This window comes from Paenarthrobacter sp. 10L420 (genome assembly GCF_056395385.1).
On record NZ_JBFTJK010000015.1, the window covers coordinates 149,523 to 166,832 of the forward strand.

Genomic DNA, 17,310 nt, shown 5'->3' on the forward strand with positions numbered 1-17,310 from the left:
AAGTCAAAGCCGAATATCCGCATGGGCAGAACTACCCACGCAGGCACACCATGGGATGTCTCCCTTCGAACCGCGATTTTATTCGAAGCGTGTAGCCGTCACGGAAGTAGTTCGCCGGATCAGGCCAAAGGTGGCGATGACAGCGCTGAGCGCCAGGAGCAGGCTCAGCGCCAAGGCAATGAAATATCCGGGCTCCGGCCACGTGAGTTGGTATGCGTCGTTGATTGCCGTGGCCATGAGCCAGGCCGTGAGGAACCCGAGGCCTATGGAAAGCAGCAGCACGCTCAGGAGGGGAACTGCAGCTTCCCGGGCAATGATTCGACGCAGAATTGACGCTGGCATCCCCATAAGGCGCATAAGCCCAAGAACCCTTTGCCGGTCCAGGATTGCCGAGGCCGTCCCAACAGCGAGGGAAAGCCCGGCGATGGCGACGGCAACGAACATTCCGAGGTACGCAAGCATGGCAAGGCCCTGGATCAGGCGTTTGGATGATTGCAAGTGAAAGTCAGATGGGGAGGACGCAGGGGTGGCCGTGACTCCCGAGCGGCTCAACGCAGTCCGAGCGCGGTCCATGGCCTCAGGAGTGCCGTCGGTGTCCACCACTATGACAACCGGAACAAGACCCGCGAGTGTCCCATCGGGAGCCGCTGTCAAGGCCAGCGGCTGAGCTGTCCAGAAGTAGAGGAAGGCGCTGTCCACAGCAACCGTTTCTGCTGCTGGAATGTCCTCGAACCCCAAGGCCCGAGCTTCTGAGGCCCGGAAGTAAAGCTCGGGTCCGGCGCCCCGGTCCGAAAGCACAGCCGAGCCATAGCCAATGGTGGCGCTGAGAATTCCGGGCAATTCCTTCGCACCTAAAGCCGCTTTCCCTACCCGGACCTGTGTTTCTCCAGACCCCACAGTTGCGTGGAGGCTGGTGGGCTGCATCAACCCGGGGCGCGGCTGTGGACTCTCGGTGGATTCCAGGATGCTGGATGCGCCGGCGAAAACCGAGACAACAAACACTGCAATCACAAGCCCCGATACGGACCGGAAAGTAGCCGCCGGAGTCTTTTGAATACGGCTTGCGGCAACGATTGCGGCCGCGCTTCGTGCCTGTCGCTGGCCCATCCGGCTCACCATTCGAGTCAGCCACGGGCCGATCACAACGATGCCTGCAAGAACCATCATGAATCCGACCACCAAGAGCGGGGACTCAAGCCATGGCAGCCGAAAATTCAAAACACGGATGAGAACAACCGCCAAAGTCATGAAGGCGAGCCCCATAACCAGCGGCACTGTTCGCCAAATTGTTGGCTTCTTCTCGTGAACCACCCTCGTCACCCCTAGAGGCCCAACGTCTGCGCGTGCGGTCCGAAGGGCGGCGACAAGTGCAGACGCCACCACAACTACAGCCACCACCGCCACATTGGCCGCCAATCCAGTGTGGAGATCAGCAGTAAACATTCTGGTGCCGTTGATCGGTATCTGGGCAGTGGCAGGCTTCAACATCACCGCCAGGGCAAGGCCTATCGCGGCACCGATCAGGCTGGGGATGGCAATTTCCACGGCGGCAATCCGGGAGACTGTGCCGGGTGAGGCCCCAATGAGTCGCAGGGTAGCAAACCGTTCGCGTCGCTGCGCTGCTCCTAAATCTGTGACGATGCTGATCAACAGCAATACGGGAAAGAACACTGCTATCGCTCCGACAAGGAGCACCGTGGTGTAGGAGGCGGCGCTGCCTCCGTACGGGTTGCTGGTGAAGTCCGAAACCAACGAGGCGTTTCCGCTCTTTCGAAGCTCTGCCTCCGAGGCCCCCGTGATGACCACCAGGGAATCGGGCCCCGGCAGGGCAGCGTCGTTGATCACGCCGGCAAACTCCCCAAACCGGTCTCCGAGCTGATCCCGGGGCGTCGATTCGATCAGGCGTTGTAGCGCTGGCGAGGCGTAATAGCTCCCGAATTCCGGCGGGCTACCAATTCCCGGGATGCTCACGGTCGTCGAGGGAAGTGCAGCGAAATCGCGGCGCTCAATGAGTTGGTCCCGGAAGATCTCCAGCCCATTGCTCCGCATGAGCACTGTTTCCTGAGTCAAGGGGATAGGAGCTGCAACGCCCGAAGCATCGATCGAATCCGATACGGACGGATGCCCCGTTTCGCGCAGCCAGGCGCCACGGTCGTCCCGGGCTTGCAATCCGTTGACACCACCCCAGAGCAACGACAAAAGACAGACCCCGACGGCGACTCCTCCAGCGATTCCAGTCAACCTGCCATAGGCGGAGCGGCTGCCGGCCACAGCCAGGCGGAAAAGTCCCCAGTTCACGTGGACACCCGGTATCCGGCGCCCAGAGCACCATCGCGCACAATGACTTCCCGATCTGCATAGGCAGCGGTTCGGGCATCGTGGGTGATCATCACCACGGTCGTGTCGGCTTCGCGGACAAGATCGAGCATCAAGGTCAGTACGTTTTCCGAGGCGAGGGAGTCCAACGAGCCAGTGGGTTCATCTGCGAACAACACCGCAGGGGACGTCACCAAGGCACGGCCAACAGCGACACGTTGGGCTTGGCCGCCAGACAATTCGCCAGGCAGCTTTTCGCCCAGTCCGTCCAAGCCAAGACGTTGCAGCATGTCTCTGGATCGCTCCAGCGCTTCAGGTCGTTTGATCCCCTTAAGCAGCAACGGGATGCTGACGTTATCCACCGCGCTGAGTTCCGGCAGCAACTGCCCGAATTGAAAGACGAATCCAAAGTCCGTCAGCCGCAGCCGGGCCCGCTTGGTCTCCTTGAGTTCGTTGAGGTGCAAGGGCACTTCATCAATGGGGTTGTACGTCACCGTCCCGCTGTCGGGCACGAGGACCCCGGCCAGGCAGTGCAGCAGCGTGGACTTCCCGGATCCGGATGGACCCATGACGGCCAATACTTCCCCGGCATGGACATCCAGGTCTATTCCCCGGAGCGCCTCCGTCGGGCCAAAGGAGTGGTGCAACCCGCGGGCACTGAGGATGGGTGTTTGGATGCTCATGCGCTCTGAAGCTCCTTTTTGAGTTGGGACAGGCGGGCGGCCGTGAGGTCGATCCATCTCAAGTCCGCTTCGATGTGGAACAGACCGTGGTCACACATCAGTACCTGCAGCAGGCCTGCTTCCTTCTTCGCGCGCGTCAGTTCCCGCATCCGGGCCATGTGCTGGCTGCGCTGCACGTCAAGCAACCGCTCGGCATCGTCATCCAGCAGCAGTGCGATGACGGTTTTCGCAAAGAGGTTGCTCTGCAGGGATTCCGAGGGAATGTCGGGAGTGAAGAGCCACTCGCGCACTGTGGCTTCTCCGGCGTCGGTAATCGCATACTTTTTTCGATCAGGACCTCCCCCGGTCTCTTCGCCCAAAGCCCGGATCAACTCATCACGGACCATCCGCGCCAGTGTGGAATACACCTGCCCATAGGCCAGCGCCTTGCCTGCTCCGAAGTATCGGTCGTAAGAGTGCTTGAGGTCGTAGCCGTAGCTGGGCTCGCGATTCAAAAGGCCCAGAAGGGTGAGTGAGTTGTTCACAGCTCCATCTATACACTGAGTATATAGTTAACGCCATCGAGACCACGGGATGTCACCCCGGCCGAATAATGAAAGACTGGGAGGCAGTGCATGACCAATCCCAGCCGGAGGCAAATATGGCAGAAGAATCCACGCCCCACACGTCCGCATCCGTTTACCGGAACGGCCACGAAATCGAATGCTGGCTCACGGACATGGACGGCGTGCTGGTTCATGAAAACCAGGCGATCCCCGGTGCCGCCGAGCTCATCCAGCGCTGGGTGGATACGTCCAAGCGCTTCCTTGTCCTGACCAACAATTCCATCTTCACCCCACGCGACCTCGCTGCCCGCCTCCGGGCCTCCGGTCTTGAAGTTCCGGAAGAGAACATCTGGACGTCCGCGCTGGCCACGGCCCAGTTCCTCAAGGACCAGGTCCAGTCCTCTGATTCCGGCAACCGCGCCTACACCATCGGCGAGGCCGGCCTCACCACTGCATTGCACGAAGCCGGCTTCATCCTCACGGACACGGAACCTGACTTCGTGGTGCTCGGCGAGACCCGCACTTACTCTTTCGAAGCGATCACCATGGCCGTTCGCCACATCCTTGCCGGCGCCCGTTTCATCGCAACAAACCCTGATGCCACTGGCCCTTCCAAGGACGGCCCCATGCCGGCAACGGGCGCAATCGCGGCAATGATCACCAAGGCCACTGGCCGCGAGCCGTACATCGTGGGCAAGCCGAACCCCATGATGTTCCGCTCGGCCATGAACCAGATCGACGCCCACTCGGAGACCACGGCCATGATTGGCGACCGCATGGACACGGACATCGTGGCAGGTATGGAAGCCGGCCTTCACACGGTTCTGGTGCTCAGCGGCATCACCCAGCGCGAGGAAATCGTGTCCTTCCCGTTCCGCCCCAACCAGATCTTGAGCTCCGTGGCCGACCTCAAGAGCCAGATCTAAGCCAAAGGAGTCCCGTCATGGCTGTGCTCAACCTCCGTCCTCTGGCCGGTGGCCGGATACTGAGGGGGAGCCAGCCGTTTGGTCTGGATGCTGCCGCGACATCGGGGTTCCTGGCGGAGCATGGCATCCAGGCCATCATGGACCTGCGCAACGAGCTCGAGCGGTCTTTGGTTCCGTGGCTGGTTCCGGGCGGCCCCTCTCCTTCGAACGCGTCCAAGCCCGACGGCGGTGGCGGGAGTACCGCCCTCGCTGCACCCGCCGTCGAGCTCATCCATAATCCGCTGGATCCCAACGTGGTGGCGGGGTCGCTGCAGGCAGTGGAGACTCCGGAAGATCTGGGAGATCTGTATTTGGGCTGGATCCGCGTCAGACCCGATTGGGTAGCCGATGCCCTGCGTCCTGTCGCGGAAGGCAAACGCACACTGGTTCATTGTTCGCTGGGCAAGGACAGGACCGGAGTGGTGTCAGCGATCGCGCTCATGGCCGCCGGTGAATCGGACGAGGCCGTGGTGAAGGATTACACGGCCACCACCCGCAACCTTCCGAACCTGCTTCAGGTCATGGCCGAGACATGGCGGCTCCACGTCCCGTCCACGCCCGCGCAATATTTCAGCCCTGACCTCATGATCCTGCAGAGCCCTGAAGCCGCGATCCGGCATTTCCTGGTGGGCTTCGCACGGGAATTCGGGGATGCTCGCAGCTTCCTGCGCGAGGCCGGTCTAACCGCCGTCGAGGTTCAAGCGCTGCGGGGCTGAACCGTTGCGGGGTGATGCAGCGGAAGCCCAGCAACAAAACCTACGCCGGCCGGATAACCCGTCCATTCGGCTCCTGATACGACGGCTCCTCGGGTGCAGGCGGCAGCGGTTCCAGCTCATTCTGGACGCGCTCCAACAGGGGCCGATAAATGTCGGCACTCCACTGCGGGCTGGCATGGGCGGGCCGGGCACCCTCCGTACTCAGCACCGGGAGCTTCATGTTCGCCGCGAAGACCTTGCTCCACGCCGCCCGAGCAGACTCGTAGTTGACGGTCTTGTCCTCGGAGTTGCCCAGGAACGCCATTTTGGCCGAGCCGATTTTGCCGGCGAGACGCAGGCCATCGAAGTGGTAAATGTATGCAGACTCCGTCTGGATCAGCACGCTGGAGGGGGCAATCGGCGAGAGCTGCTCCAGGCTTTGGTCCAGGATTTGCCGCCAGGTGCGTTCGTCCTTGTGCGCCACCCGCTCCCCCAGTTCATAGCCGCCACGCAGGACTGAAGGGATGCGGAAGCCGTTCTCATAAAGGAACACCACGCCGTCGAACCAGCTCTGATCCAGCACATCAGCGCGGCTGAAGGGACTGGAATCCAGGACGATCAGCTGGGTCTCCACACCATGCAGCTCCAGCAGACGGGCGGCAACTTGCGTGGCGAGCATCCCACCGAAGCTGTGGCCGTAGAAATACAGCTTCTCCAGCCCCAGTTCGCGAACGTGAAGAACTAGTTCGCGGACCACCTCATCAACGTCCAGGCCAAGGTTGGAATACCCGACGGCGGCAAGGCGGCCGCGCTGGTGCAGGGCGGGGCGCAGCGAGTTCAGGATCCACTGTGCCTCTTCCCAACTGGTTTTATACCCGGGAAACAGGATCCAGCTGGCCTTGGGAAAGTAGAGATCCGAGTAGGAGTCCGGGACGCGGAGGATCTTGGTGGCCCGCCGTTCCGCCTGCACGTGCCGGGTAAACAGCATGTCTCCGGCCAGTGCCACGGAAACCCCCGCAGTGATAAGGAAGTCGCGGCGCGATATCCGCTTTATCCGGGAAACCTGGGGCAGGATCCTCGCCCAGTCTGCCGGATCGGCAGCATCCCGTGATCCGGATACGGGCAAGGCGGAGCCCCGGCCCGGGAGGTTTTCGTTCACCTCCGGCGGAGCCTGGAGCTTCCCTACTTGAACGTCCACGCAGCTAGCATAGGCTTCGCGGGCACTGCCTTACAGCCCCGTAGTTTGCCTACAAACTCCCTAGTTGAGGCCCAGCTCATCCTTGCCGAAGGCAAAGAGGTAGGGCACGCCGGTTTCGGCTTCGATCTTCTCTTTGGCGCCGGTGTCGCGGTCCACGATGACGGCGACGGCAACCACATTGCCGCCGGCCTTGCGGACACCCTCGACGGCGGTCAGTGCGGACCCGCCGGTGGTGGACGTGTCCTCGAGGACAACCACATTGCGGCCCTCAACCGAGGGACCTTCCACCTGGCGGCCCATGCCGTACGACTTCTGGGCCTTGCGGACGACGAAGGCGTCCACGGCGCGGCCGGCATCCACAGCGGCGTGCATGACAGCGGTACCTACGGGGTCGGCGCCCATGGTGAGTCCGCCAGCGCACTCAACCGGGATCCCGGCGTCGTCGATCATTGCCAACATGACCTGGCCTACCAGCTTGGAGGCCTCGTGATGCAGGGTGATGCGGCGGAGGTCGATGTAGTAGTCAGCTTCCTTGCCGCTGGAGAGGATCACCTTTCCGCGGACCACCGCCAACTCTTTGATGAGCTCGAGAAGGCGGGCACGGGCAGTTGCAGTGTCTGCTGCGGGGGTACTGGTGGAAGTCATGGCTTCTAGTTTAGTGGGGACGGAGCCGGGCGAAGCGCAGGTGCCGCGGTGGTGGAACGGACAACCAACTTGGGATTGACGATCTGTTCCTCACTGCCTGGCTCGTTTTCCAACTGATGGAGTACCGCGGACATGCAACGGCGGCCGAGTTCTTCAAAGTCCTGTTTGATGGTGGTCAGCGGCGGCAGGAAGAACGCAGCTTCAGGCTGATCGTCGTATCCCACCACGCTGATGTCTTCCGGAACTCGCAACCCAGCTTCCTGCAGGGCGCGAAGGACTCCCACCGCCAATTGGTCGTTCGCGACGAAGACGGCGGTGACAGTGGGCTGATCGTCTAGTTTGCGCTGGTCAATGAGCGCCAGGCCTGCTTCGTATCCCGAGGCGGCGTCCCATCCCCCTTGGAGAAGAACGTCGGCCTCCAAGCCGGCGTTGCCGAGCGCCTCCTGCCATCCCTTGATGCGCTCAGCCGCGTCGATCCAGTGGGGCGGACCGGAAATGTGTCCGATGTGGCGGTGTCCGAGCCCGATGAGATGTTCCACCGCCAACCGCGCTCCCAGACGCTGGTTTAGTGAAGCACCCGTCAGCTGGTTCCCGGTTCCGGCACCCACGGCCACCATGGGAAACGGGACGGCGACGTCACGGAGGGCGGCCAGGACATCCGGATGCGGTACCAGAATGACCACCCCCTCCACAGCCTGGTTGCGAAAATGCGTGATGGCGTCGTTGATGCTGTCGCCGGTCACTTCGCGGAGGTTGGCGATGCTGACGAAATAGCCTGCTTCCCGGCCCGCCTGCTCCACGCCCAGCAAGGTATTCGCGGGTCCGTACTGGCCGGTTTCGCAGGCCAGCACGCCTATGGTCCGGGAGCGCCGCGTCACCAGGCTGCGGGCTGCGGTGTTACGCCGGTAGCCAAGGCTGGCGATGGCCGATTCCACGCGCTCCTTCGTCTTCCCGCTAACGTTGGGGTGGTTGTTCAAGACACGGGAAACGGTCTGGTGCGAGACCCCGGCCAACTTGGCTACATCCCCCATAACGGGTGGTCTGCTTGATGGTGCACCGGGAGACATCGCACCTCACTTTATGGATTCGTATGGCGGGCTTGGGCAGGATTGGCCCGCATCCGGCTCTTCACACCGAGCAGGTCAGCTCAGCTGGGAGCAGGATGCAGGCCAATCCCAAGGGTTATTTGCTACTTGGCGTCGACCCGCACAGGTTCAGTCTTGGCAGGTGGCGCAGATTCGGTTGCCGGAGGCGTTGTCTTCCACTTGAAGCGGCGGCTGATTGAGGACCCTCCACCAGCACCGGTCCGGTTCTTGTTGAAGATGTCGAAGCCGACTGCAAGGAGCAGAACCAGGCCCTTGATGAGCTGCTGGTAGTCAGTTCCCAAGCCAAGGATGGACATACCGTTGTTCAGGACACCCATGATGAGGCCACCGATCATTGCTCCCGCAACGGTACCGATACCACCTTGGACGGCCGCGCCACCGATGAATGCGGCAGCGATGGAGTCCAGTTCAAAGCCGGTACCGCCAGCAGGCTGGGCAGAGTTCAGTCGTGCCGTGAACACCAGGCCGGCCAACGCGGCGAGGACGCCCATGTTGACGAACAGCCGGAAGGTTACTTTCTTGGTCTTGATGCCGGAGAGCTCTGCTGCATGCAGGTTGCCACCAATGGCGTAGGTGTGGCGCCCAAAAATGCTGTTGTTCATCAATGCCGAGTACAGGATCACGAGGACTGCCAGGACGATCAGCACAATCGGCGTTCCACGGTAGCTGGCCAGCAGGAACGTGATGATGAGCATCAGTACGGCAATGAAGCCGTTCTTGACGGCAAACCATGCCATCGGCTCATTCTCAAGGTTGAACTTGCGGCGGACCCGGCGTTCCTTGATGGCTTGGAAGAGGATTGCTGCGGTGCCGCCAACGCCCAGGATGACGGTCAACCATTCAAGTACGGATGTGCCGCCGGAGATATCGGGGAGGAAGCCTCCACCGAGGGCCCGCAACTCGTTGGGGAACGGGGTGATCTGCTGGTTCTTCAGGGTGATGAGCGTCAGGCCGCGGAAGATGAGCATGCCGGCCAGGGTGACGATGAAGGCGGGAATGCCCACATAGGCAATCCAGTAACCCTGCCAGGCACCCACCAAGGCACCTACCAGGAGGCAAGCCGGGATGGCCAGCCACCATGCCCAGCCCCAGTGCACGATCATCACGCCGGCAACAGCACCGATGAACCCGGCGATTGATCCGACGGAGAGGTCGATGTGGCCGGCGATGATGACCATCACCATGCCTATGGCAAGGATCAGGATGTAGCTGTTCTGGACCACCAGGTTACTGACGTTCTGCGGTTCAAGCAGGATGCCGTTGGTCAGGACCTGGAACAGGATGACGATAAGGATCAGGGCGACGAAGATGCCAACCTGGCGGAGGCGGCTTGTGAGGAAGCCAAGGGATTCTCGTAGGGCGGACATGTTGGCTATTCCTTCTCTTGAGTCATGAAGTGCATGAGGGTTTCCTGGGTGGCCTCGGCGATGGGGACCTCGCCGGTGATGTGCCCTGCGGACAGCGTGTAGATCCTGTCGCAAATGCCCAGGAGCTCAGGCAGCTCCGAGGAGATCACGATCACGGCTTTCCCGGCGGCCGCGAGTTCATTGATGATCGTGTAGATCTCGAACTTTGCGCCGACGTCGATACCGCGGGTTGGTTCGTCCAGGATCAGCACGTCCGGATCCGAGAACATCCACTTGCTCAGCACCACCTTCTGCTGATTACCACCGGAGAGCTTGCCGGTGATGGCTGCCACGGACGGCGCCTTGATGTTCATGCTCTTCCGGTAGTGGTTGGCAACGGTGGTTTCTTTGTTGCCATCAACCCATCCGCGTTTGGCCAGCTTGTTCAGCGCCGCCATGGAGATGTTCCGCTTGATGTCCTCGATCAGGTTCAGGCCATAGTGCTTGCGGTCCTCGGTGGCGTAGGCAATGCCGTGATCGATCGCGTCCGAAACGGTGGAAGTGTTGATCTCTTCGCCGTACTTGTAGACCTTGCCCGAAACGGCGCGTCCGTACGTCCGGCCGAAAACGCTCATGGCCAACTCGGTGCGGCCCGCGCCCATAAGGCCCGCCAAGCCCACTACTTCGCCCTTGCGGACATTCATGTTGGCATTGTGCACCACGGTGCGGCTGTGGTCCTGGGGATGCTGAACGGTCCAGTCTTCAATGCGGAGGACTTCCTCGCCGATGTTCGGAGTCCGGTCCGGATAGAGGCTTTCAAGGTCACGTCCCACCATTCCGCGGATGATGCGTTCCTGGGTGATCTGGCCCTGGTCCAGCCGCAGGGTCTCGATGGACTTGCCATCGCGGATGATGGTGACGGCATCGGCCACCTTGCGGATCTCGTTGAGTTTGTGGCTGATGATGATGCTGGTGACGCCCTGGCCCTTGAGGTGCAGGATGAGGTCCAGCAGGTGGTCCGAGTCTTCATCGTTCAGCGCAGCAGTTGGCTCGTCCAGGATGAGGAGCTTCACCTCTTTGGAGAGCGCCTTGGCAATCTCCACCAGCTGCTGCTTGCCAACACTGATGTGCTGGATGGGTGTGACGGGGTTTTCGCTCAGACCTACGCGGGCAAGCAGCTTGGCGGCTTCGAGGTTGGTTTTCCGCCAGTCCACCCAGCCGTTGTTTGCCAGTTCGTTGCCGAGGTAAATGTTCTCTGCGATGGAAAGGTACGGGCTAAGGGCCAGTTCCTGGTGGATGATCACGATCCCGCGCTTCTCGCTGTCCGAGATGCTGTTGAATTCGCAGGGTTCGTTCTCAAAAAGAATGTCGCCGTCAAAGGAGTTGTGCGGGTACACCCCGGACAACACCTTCATCAGGGTGGATTTCCCGGCGCCGTTCTCTCCACAGATAGCGTGGACTTCGCCGCGGTTTACATCCAGGGTGACGTCCTGAAGGGCCTTGACCCCGGGGAAGGTCTTGGTTATTCCTCGCATTTGAAGAATGGGTACGTTCATCGTCAATTCCCACTGACTGGTTGGAAACTTTGCCTGGCCGGGGATTCGGCCGGCTCATGGTGGGTTGTGGCCCCGCCCCGCTTCAGAAGCGGGACCACAACCCGAAGGAAATGCTTACTTGACGTCGGATTCCTTGTAGTAGCCCGAGTCGATGAGTTCCTTCTTGTAGTTGTCCTTGGTGATGATGACGGACTTCAGGAGGAAGGCCGGAACAACCTTGACCTTGTTGTTGTAGGTCTTGGTGTCGTTGGTTTCCGGTTCCGTACCCTTGAGCACGGCGTCAACCATCTTCACGGCCTGCGCGCCGAGCTGGCGGGTGTCTTTGAAGATCGTGGAGTACTGCTCGCCGGCGATGATGGACTTCACGGAGCCCTTTTCGGCGTCCTGGCCGGTAACTACCGGCAGCTTTCCGGTGGAGTAGCCACCGGTGCTGGTCAGGGCCGAGATGATGCCGATGGAAAGGCCGTCATACGGGGAGAGCACGCCGTCCAGCTTGGTGCCGGAGCTGTAAGCCGAGGTCAGGATGTCTTCCATGCGCTTCTGGGCAACGGGTGCCTGCCAGCGCAGGATGGCTGCCTGCTCGAACTTGGTCTGGCCGCTGGGAACCTTCAAGGTGCCTGCATCCAGGTAGGGCTTGAGGGTGTCCATGGCGCCAGTCCAGAAGAAGTTGGCGTTGTTGTCATCCGGGCTTCCGGCGAAGAGCTCCACGTTGAACGGGCCCTTGCCATCAACCTTCTTGCCACTTGCGTCCACGAGGCCAAGGCCGGTGAGCAGTGACGTAGCTTGCTGGACACCCACGGTGTAGTTGTCGAAGGTGGTGTAGTAATCGACGTTCGGTGTTCCGTTGATGAGGCGGTCGTAGGCGATGACCTTAACGTTCTGTTCCTTGGCCTTGGCCAGGACGTCGGTCAGCGTGGTGCCATCAATTGCTGCGATGATCAGGGCCTTGGCGCCCTTGGTCAGCATGTTCTCAATCTGGGAGACCTGCGTAGGGATGTCATCGTTGGCGAACTGCAGGTCAGTCTTGTAACCAAGGTCCTTCAAGGACTTCTCAACGTTGGCGCCATCGGCAATCCAACGCTCGGACGTCTGCGTCGGCATCGAAATGCCGACCAGCGAATCGCTGGGCTTGGCGGTGCTGCTGGATTCTGCAGCTCCTCCACGGCTACCGCAGCCCGTGGCTCCCACGGTCAAGGTAAGGACAACCGCTACGGCGCCCAGGAGTTTCTTTAATCTCACGATGCTCTCCTTCCGCGGCAGCTTTGCCGCGAACTCTGATGCAGCCGGAGCATCTGCGCGTCCGGCACGGTGAAGCTGGGTTGGCCTGTGCGCTGGGGGCGGCACAGGCTACTTCAAGGTGATACGACTGCCATTGTGAACGCTAACAATACCGTCGGTCAAGTGGATTGGATCACAAAATGATTGCAGGTGGGAACCTCGTCCGGAAGTCTTGATTTACAACGTTGTTAGCGTTCACACTTTCCCATTTCATGCTTTCGGCACCAAAAAGAAGAGCCCGGCACCGCCTTGTGGGCAGTGCCGGGCGTTCCAGTGCAGCGAGCTAGGACAGTGCTCCTTCGAGTGCTGAGAACGCGTCGTCCACGATCTTCTCCACGGGCTGATCGATGTCCACTACCAAGCCGGCTTCATCGGATTGCAACGGCTCAAGCGTTGCGAGTTGCGAATCCAGCAAGGACGCGGGCATGAAGTGGCCGGGCCGGGCGTTCATGCGCTCACTCAGCAACTCACGCGCGCCCTGCAGGTGCACGAACACCACGGACGGATCGCCACTGCGGATGATGTCGCGATAGGCGCGCTTGAGCGCGCTGCACGCTATGACAAGAGCAGAGTTCGACGCCGCGAATCGCCTCCCGATCTCGGCCAACCAGGGTGCGCGGTCCTCGTCATTGAGAGGAGTACCCGAGGCCATCTTGTCGATGTTCCGCTGAGGGTGCAGCGAATCGCCGTCGAGGAATTCGGCTCCGAGCCGCTCAGCGACGGCTGCGCCCACGGTGCTTTTGCCGCAACCGGCCACGCCCATCACCACAATGTGCGGATGGGCGTTGGCCGCAAAACCGGAATCACCAGTCATGAACGGTTCCGTCCACGAGACGGTTGAACGGCAGGTAAGCCTGCTGGTACGGGAAGGCGGCTGCTGCTTCCTCGTTGAACTCGACGCCGATGCCGGGCTCGTCCCCCGGGTGCAGGTAGCCGTCCTTGAACGTCATGGACTGCTGGAAGACCTCGTTGGTCTTGTCCGAGTGCTGCATGTATTCCTGGATGCCGTAGTTGTGGATGGCCAGGCCAACGTGCAACTGGGCGGCGAAGCCCACCGGGGAGATGTCCGTGGGACCATGGAAGCCTGACTTGATCTGGTACTGGGCCGCGAAGTCCATGACCTTCTTCAAAGGCGAGATCCCACCGAAGTGCGTGGAGGCCGCGCGGACGTAGTCGATCAATTGTTCCTTGATGAGGGTCTGGTAGTCCCACACGGTGTTGAAGATTTCGCCGATGGCTAGGGGCGTGGTGGTGTGCTGGCGGACCAGGCGCAGGCCTTCCTGGTTCTCCGCCGGGGTGCAGTCCTCCAACCAGAACAGGTCATAGGGCTCCAGTGCCTTGCCAAGCTTGGCTGCCTGAATGGGCGTCATGCGGTGGTGGCCATCGTGAAGCAAAGGAATTTCCGGGCCGAACTCATTGCGCACGGCCTCGAAAACCGTGGGCAAATGCCGCAGGTAGGCGCGGGTGTCCCAGTCTTCTTCCAGCGGGAAGTTGCCGCGGCCGGCAGGCTCATAGTCGTAGCGTTCGCCGGATGCCTGGGCCTGCGCGGCAACACCATAGACAGCTTTGATGCCCGGGACCGCGGTCTGGATCCGGATGGACTTGTAGCCCAGTTCCAGGTGCTCACGCACCGAGTCGAACAGCGAGGGAATGTCCGAACCCGAAGCGTGCCCGTAGGCACGCAGCCCGTTCCGGGATGCACCACCGAGCAGCTGATAGACGGGCATGCCGGCAACTTTGCCTTTGATGTCCCACAGCGCCATGTCCACGGCGGCAATCGCGGCCATGGTCACCGGCCCACGGCGCCAGTACGAGCTGCGGTACAGGAACTGCCACGTGTCTTCGATGCGGTGCGGATCCTTCCCGATCAACAGCTGCGCCACATGCTCCTTAAGGTACGCGGCCACGGCGAGTTCCCGGCCGTTGAGCGTCGCGTCACCAATGCCAGTCACCCCGTCTTCGGTGGTGATGCGCAGGGTGACGAAGTTCCGGGAGGGGCTGGTCACGAAGACTTCAGCGGCAATGATTTTCACAGCTTTTCCTTTCGGGATTGGGCTGGGTTGAAAGGGTTCCTATTCGCCTCGATGCGATGTTCACCACAGGTACTGAAATTGATTCTAGAATTGTTTGCAATTTTTGGCAATCGGTTGCCATTGCGGATTGGAAAACCCTACGCTGCAGTTCCTGTCCCGGCACGGGCAGAGGCCCACTCCGAGCTCAGCTCCTGCACCAGCTCTGCCACTCCTGGCTCGTTGGCAAGGTTCCGATCCAAAAACCCCAGCAAAGCTGCGACCCGCGCACTCCCAGAGAGCCCGTTGGCAGCTGCAATGGCTGAAGCCTTGGGATCCTGCAGCTCAGGATTGACGGCGGCGTAGGCGGACCACACCGCGATCATTCTCGCCGCGGCAGTGCCGCTTCGCCCTGCGGCCCGCTCCGCACGAAGCACCGGCAGTGCACGCATTCGGAGCTTAGTGCTGCCGTCCACGGCGATCTGGGCCAGATGGTGTGCGATCCGGGAGTTCCCAAAGCGATCAAGCAAGGCAGTCCGGTATTCGGGGATGCGGAGTTCCTCGCCGGAAAGGTGCCTGGCAGCTTCGTCCCAGAATTCCTCAACAGCTTCACGGCATACGGCGTCACCCAAGGCCTGCGCCACTGTGGTGTGGCCGCGCAACTGCCCGGCATAAGCCAGGATGGAATGCGCGCCATTAAGGAGCCAAAGTTTGCGGTTTTCGTAAGGTTCGATGTCATCCACAAAAACCGCTCCGGCGTCTTCCCAACGTGGACGCCCTGAGGGGAATTGTCCGCTCAGCACCCAGTTGTGGAACGGCTCAGTGACCACGGGCGCTTCGTCCCGGTACCCGCACTGTTCACTGACCAGAGCAACATCGTCAGCTGTAGTGCGGGGCGTAATGCGGTCCACCGACGTGCTGACAAAGCTGACGTTATGGTCGATCCAGGCGGCAAGTCCGGCGTCGAAGCCCAGGGCGATTTCCGCTACGCCCGCACGGGCCACGTTTCCGTTGTCCGAGAGGTTGTCGCAGGAAACCACGGCGAGGGGTCCGGCGTCGGCGTCCCTGCGGGCGGCGAGGCCAAGGACCAAGCGTCCCAACGGCGTCGTGGGTTGCTGCCCCGCCACCAGCCGCGGCAGGTCATCCGCGCCGTGCGCATATGCTGCTTCCGTGATGGTCAGAGTTATCACCGCTGTTTGCGGTGCTGCGACGAGTTCGGTCAATCGTCCAACGTTGGCGCCATCGATGGCTTCTACAACGCTGCCTACAACCTCGAAGGAATCCCCTGCATCGGATCGTTCCACCACGGTAAAAAGGCCGTCCTGTTCCGCCAGAACTGCTGCGGCATCCGGACGACGCCCCGTGAAGGAGGCGATGCCCCAATCCCCTGCGTCGCCAGCATGCTGCGTGTACCAGGCCTGGTGCGAACGGTGAAAGGCCCCGAGTCCGAGGTGCACAATGCGCACGGGAGCCTTTTCCACCGCTTTGACCTCACGGTTCAATCTAGGGAGCCCATCCCCGCTCATAGTTTGAACACCTTGCGTGGCGAGGAATCAACGACGTCGAGAATCAGCTCCTGCGCGCGGGCTTCAGTCACGCGGTGCTCGGCTACGAGACGCGCGAGGAAGGACGCTTCGATCCTGCGGGAGGCATCGTGCCGTGCGGGAATGGAGCAGAACGCGCGGGTGTCATCGATGAAGCCGGAGGACCGCGAGAAACCGGCGGTTTCTGTAACTGCAGAACGGAAGCGCAACATGGCATCCGGTGCATCGAGGAACCACCACGGCGCACCGATGAAGACGGACGGGTAGAAACCAGCCAGCGGCGCCAGTTCACGGGAGAAAACGGTCTCGTCGAGCGTGAAGAGCACCAGGTGGAAATCCTTGGCCGTGCCGAAGTCCTGCAACAACGGGCGGATGGCCTCGGTGTAGTTCACCGCGAACGGAATATCGTGACCGGTGTCGGTGCCAAACTGAGTGAACGTAGGTTCGTGGTGATTGCGGTACGAGCCCGGGTGGATGGTCATGACCAATCCGTCGTCCACCGACATGCGCGCCATTTGGTACATCATGTGGGCCTCGAACGCATCCCGATCCTGCGCGGTAGCCTTGCCGGCACGAGCAAGTTCAAAGAGCGCTTCAGCTTCTGCGGCATCCAGTTTGAGCGTGGCAGGTGCGCGCACGCCGTGGTCGGCGGATACTGCGCCATGCTCCAAAAAGTACCGACGGCGGTTTTCCAGGGCGGCGATGTATCCGGCGTAGCCGGTTGCGCCGTCGCCGGCAGTTTCGATCAAACGGTCAACGTTGGTGCTCCAGCTGGGATGCGCCACATTCAGATAAGCATCCGGTCGGAACGTGGGAAGCACCCGGCCGTTGAAGCTGGGGTCATTGGTGAGGGCCTTGTGGCTGGCGAGGTTGTCCAGGGGATCGTCCGTGGTGGCCAAGACCTCAATGTTGAAATCCTTGAAAAGCTGCCGGGGACGGAAGTCCGGCTCCACCAACTTCGCGGCGATCGCGTCGTAGCTGGCATCGGCCGGCATGTCGCCGAGGTCTGCGCCGAGTTTGAAGACATCGTTGAACTGGGTGCGCAGCCAGTACCCGGAGGCTGTGCCCTCGAACAGCGGCCAGGCCTGAACGAACCGCCTCCAGATCTCCCGTGATTCGGGGGCGGACGCCGTACTTGTCAGCAACTGATCCATCGGAACACCATTGGCGTGGATCAGGCGGGTGACGTAGTGGTCCGGGCTGACGAGGAGCGCTGCAGGATCAGGGAACGGCGTGTTCTGTTCAATAACAGCGGCGTCAACGTGGCCGTGCGGAGAAATGATGGGCAGGTCCTGGACGCGCTCCAGCAAGGATCGCGCGATGCTGCGCGTGCCGGGATCTGCGGGCAGGAGCCTGTCAGGGTGTGCTGCGATGGACTGTGACATAGGTCAATCTTGCGGTTCAGCTTGCCATTTTGTCAACCG

The 17,310-nt window shown here is 61.3% G+C and carries 15 protein-coding genes; 2 read left to right on the forward strand and 13 right to left on the reverse strand.

The annotated features are described in order from the left end of the window. Positions 1–78: 78 nt before the first annotated feature. Genes AC1DD5_RS19360 through AC1DD5_RS19370 form a run of 3 tightly spaced genes read right to left on the reverse strand, consistent with a single transcriptional unit; the run spans position 79 to position 3,523 of the window. On the reverse strand, positions 79–2,298 hold the full coding sequence (locus AC1DD5_RS19360; RefSeq protein ID WP_477519271.1) for an FtsX-like permease family protein: 2,220 nt from the start codon (positions 2,296–2,298) through the stop codon (positions 79–81). Then, positions 2,295–2,999: an ABC transporter ATP-binding protein gene (locus tag AC1DD5_RS19365; protein WP_477519270.1), complete on the reverse strand. Its 705-nt coding sequence runs from the start codon at positions 2,997–2,999 to the stop codon at positions 2,295–2,297. The genes AC1DD5_RS19360 and AC1DD5_RS19365 overlap by 4 nt, the downstream gene beginning before the upstream one ends. Continuing rightward, positions 2,996–3,523, reverse strand: a complete 528-nt coding sequence (locus tag AC1DD5_RS19370) for a PadR family transcriptional regulator (protein ID WP_477519269.1) — start codon at positions 3,521–3,523, stop codon at positions 2,996–2,998. Before AC1DD5_RS19370 ends, AC1DD5_RS19365 begins: the two co-directional genes overlap by 4 nt. Before the next feature lie 116 nt (positions 3,524–3,639). Here AC1DD5_RS19370 and AC1DD5_RS19375 point away from each other — a divergent pair, with 116 nt between their 5' ends. Both AC1DD5_RS19375 and AC1DD5_RS19380 read left to right on the forward strand, forming a co-directional pair. After that, positions 3,640–4,470, forward strand: coding sequence for an HAD-IIA family hydrolase (locus AC1DD5_RS19375; protein WP_223935648.1), 831 nt, complete (start codon positions 3,640–3,642; stop codon positions 4,468–4,470). Positions 4,471–4,487: 17 nt separating this feature from the next. Further along, positions 4,488–5,225 carry a tyrosine-protein phosphatase gene (locus AC1DD5_RS19380; RefSeq protein ID WP_477519268.1) on the forward strand — a complete coding sequence of 246 codons (738 nt, stop codon included), beginning with the start codon at positions 4,488–4,490 and terminating at the stop codon, positions 5,223–5,225. A 40-nt stretch (positions 5,226–5,265) separates the two neighbouring features. On the opposite strand, the gene AC1DD5_RS19385 is transcribed toward AC1DD5_RS19380, so the two are convergent. The 10 genes from AC1DD5_RS19385 to uxaC form a co-directional block, all read right to left on the reverse strand. After that, complete coding sequence (locus tag AC1DD5_RS19385; RefSeq protein ID WP_477519267.1) at positions 5,266–6,402, reverse strand: alpha/beta fold hydrolase; 1,137 nt, start codon at positions 6,400–6,402, stop codon at positions 5,266–5,268. A 60-nt stretch (positions 6,403–6,462) separates the two neighbouring features. After that, positions 6,463–7,047: an orotate phosphoribosyltransferase gene (gene pyrE / locus AC1DD5_RS19390; RefSeq protein ID WP_442018201.1), complete on the reverse strand. Its 585-nt coding sequence runs from the start codon at positions 7,045–7,047 to the stop codon at positions 6,463–6,465. 5 nt (positions 7,048–7,052) lie between these two features. Further along, the gene (locus AC1DD5_RS19395; RefSeq protein WP_477519266.1) at positions 7,053–8,078 is read right to left on the reverse strand and encodes a LacI family DNA-binding transcriptional regulator; all 1,026 of its coding nucleotides are present in this window, start codon (positions 8,076–8,078) and stop codon (positions 7,053–7,055) included. 158 nt (positions 8,079–8,236) lie between these two features. Beyond that, positions 8,237–9,520 (reverse strand): multiple monosaccharide ABC transporter permease, encoded by a 1,284-nt coding sequence (gene mmsB / locus AC1DD5_RS19400; RefSeq protein WP_477519265.1) that lies wholly within the window; start codon positions 9,518–9,520, stop codon positions 8,237–8,239. 5 nt (positions 9,521–9,525) lie between these two features. Continuing rightward, positions 9,526–11,055 carry a multiple monosaccharide ABC transporter ATP-binding protein gene (mmsA, locus tag AC1DD5_RS19405; protein ID WP_431117899.1) on the reverse strand — a complete coding sequence of 510 codons (1,530 nt, stop codon included), beginning with the start codon at positions 11,053–11,055 and terminating at the stop codon, positions 9,526–9,528. A 114-nt stretch (positions 11,056–11,169) separates the two neighbouring features. Next, on the reverse strand, positions 11,170–12,294 hold the full coding sequence (gene chvE, locus AC1DD5_RS19410; RefSeq protein WP_431117898.1) for a multiple monosaccharide ABC transporter substrate-binding protein: 1,125 nt from the start codon (positions 12,292–12,294) through the stop codon (positions 11,170–11,172). A gap of 322 nt (positions 12,295–12,616) precedes the next feature. Further along, the gene (locus tag AC1DD5_RS19415; RefSeq protein WP_477519264.1) at positions 12,617–13,147 is read right to left on the reverse strand and encodes a gluconokinase; all 531 of its coding nucleotides are present in this window, start codon (positions 13,145–13,147) and stop codon (positions 12,617–12,619) included. Next, entirely contained in the window at positions 13,137–14,366 is a 1,230-nt protein-coding gene (manD, locus tag AC1DD5_RS19420; protein ID WP_477519263.1) for a D-mannonate dehydratase ManD, read from the reverse strand. The genes AC1DD5_RS19415 and manD overlap by 11 nt, the downstream gene beginning before the upstream one ends. Positions 14,367–14,503: 137 nt before the next feature. Continuing rightward, positions 14,504–15,868 (reverse strand): mannitol dehydrogenase family protein, encoded by a 1,365-nt coding sequence (locus tag AC1DD5_RS19425; RefSeq protein WP_477519262.1) that lies wholly within the window; start codon positions 15,866–15,868, stop codon positions 14,504–14,506. Beyond that, positions 15,865–17,271, reverse strand: a complete 1,407-nt coding sequence (gene uxaC / locus AC1DD5_RS19430) for a glucuronate isomerase (protein WP_477519261.1) — start codon at positions 17,269–17,271, stop codon at positions 15,865–15,867. The genes AC1DD5_RS19425 and uxaC overlap by 4 nt, the downstream gene beginning before the upstream one ends. Positions 17,272–17,310: the final 39 nt, after the last annotated feature.

Bases quoted from the DNA above. Each gene is read 5' to 3' on its own strand.
- pyrE (WP_442018201.1), bottom strand. From the start codon at position 7,047: ATGACTTCCACCAGTACCCCCGCAGCAGACACTGCAACTGCCCGTGCC.
- AC1DD5_RS19425 (WP_477519262.1), bottom strand. From the start codon at position 15,868: ATGAGCGGGGATGGGCTCCCTAGATTGAACCGTGAGGTCAAAGCGGTG.
- AC1DD5_RS19375 (WP_223935648.1), top strand. From the start codon at position 3,640: ATGGCAGAAGAATCCACGCCCCACACGTCCGCATCCGTTTACCGGAAC.
- mmsA (WP_431117899.1), bottom strand. From the start codon at position 11,055: ATGAACGTACCCATTCTTCAAATGCGAGGAATAACCAAGACCTTCCCC.
- AC1DD5_RS19365 (WP_477519270.1), bottom strand. From the start codon at position 2,999: ATGAGCATCCAAACACCCATCCTCAGTGCCCGCGGGTTGCACCACTCC.
- AC1DD5_RS19395 (WP_477519266.1), bottom strand. From the start codon at position 8,078: ATGGGGGATGTAGCCAAGTTGGCCGGGGTCTCGCACCAGACCGTTTCC.
- mmsB (WP_477519265.1), bottom strand. From the start codon at position 9,520: ATGTCCGCCCTACGAGAATCCCTTGGCTTCCTCACAAGCCGCCTCCGC.
- AC1DD5_RS19380 (WP_477519268.1), top strand. From the start codon at position 4,488: ATGGCTGTGCTCAACCTCCGTCCTCTGGCCGGTGGCCGGATACTGAGG.
- uxaC (WP_477519261.1), bottom strand. From the start codon at position 17,271: ATGTCACAGTCCATCGCAGCACACCCTGACAGGCTCCTGCCCGCAGAT.
- AC1DD5_RS19415 (WP_477519264.1), bottom strand. From the start codon at position 13,147: ATGACTGGTGATTCCGGTTTTGCGGCCAACGCCCATCCGCACATTGTG.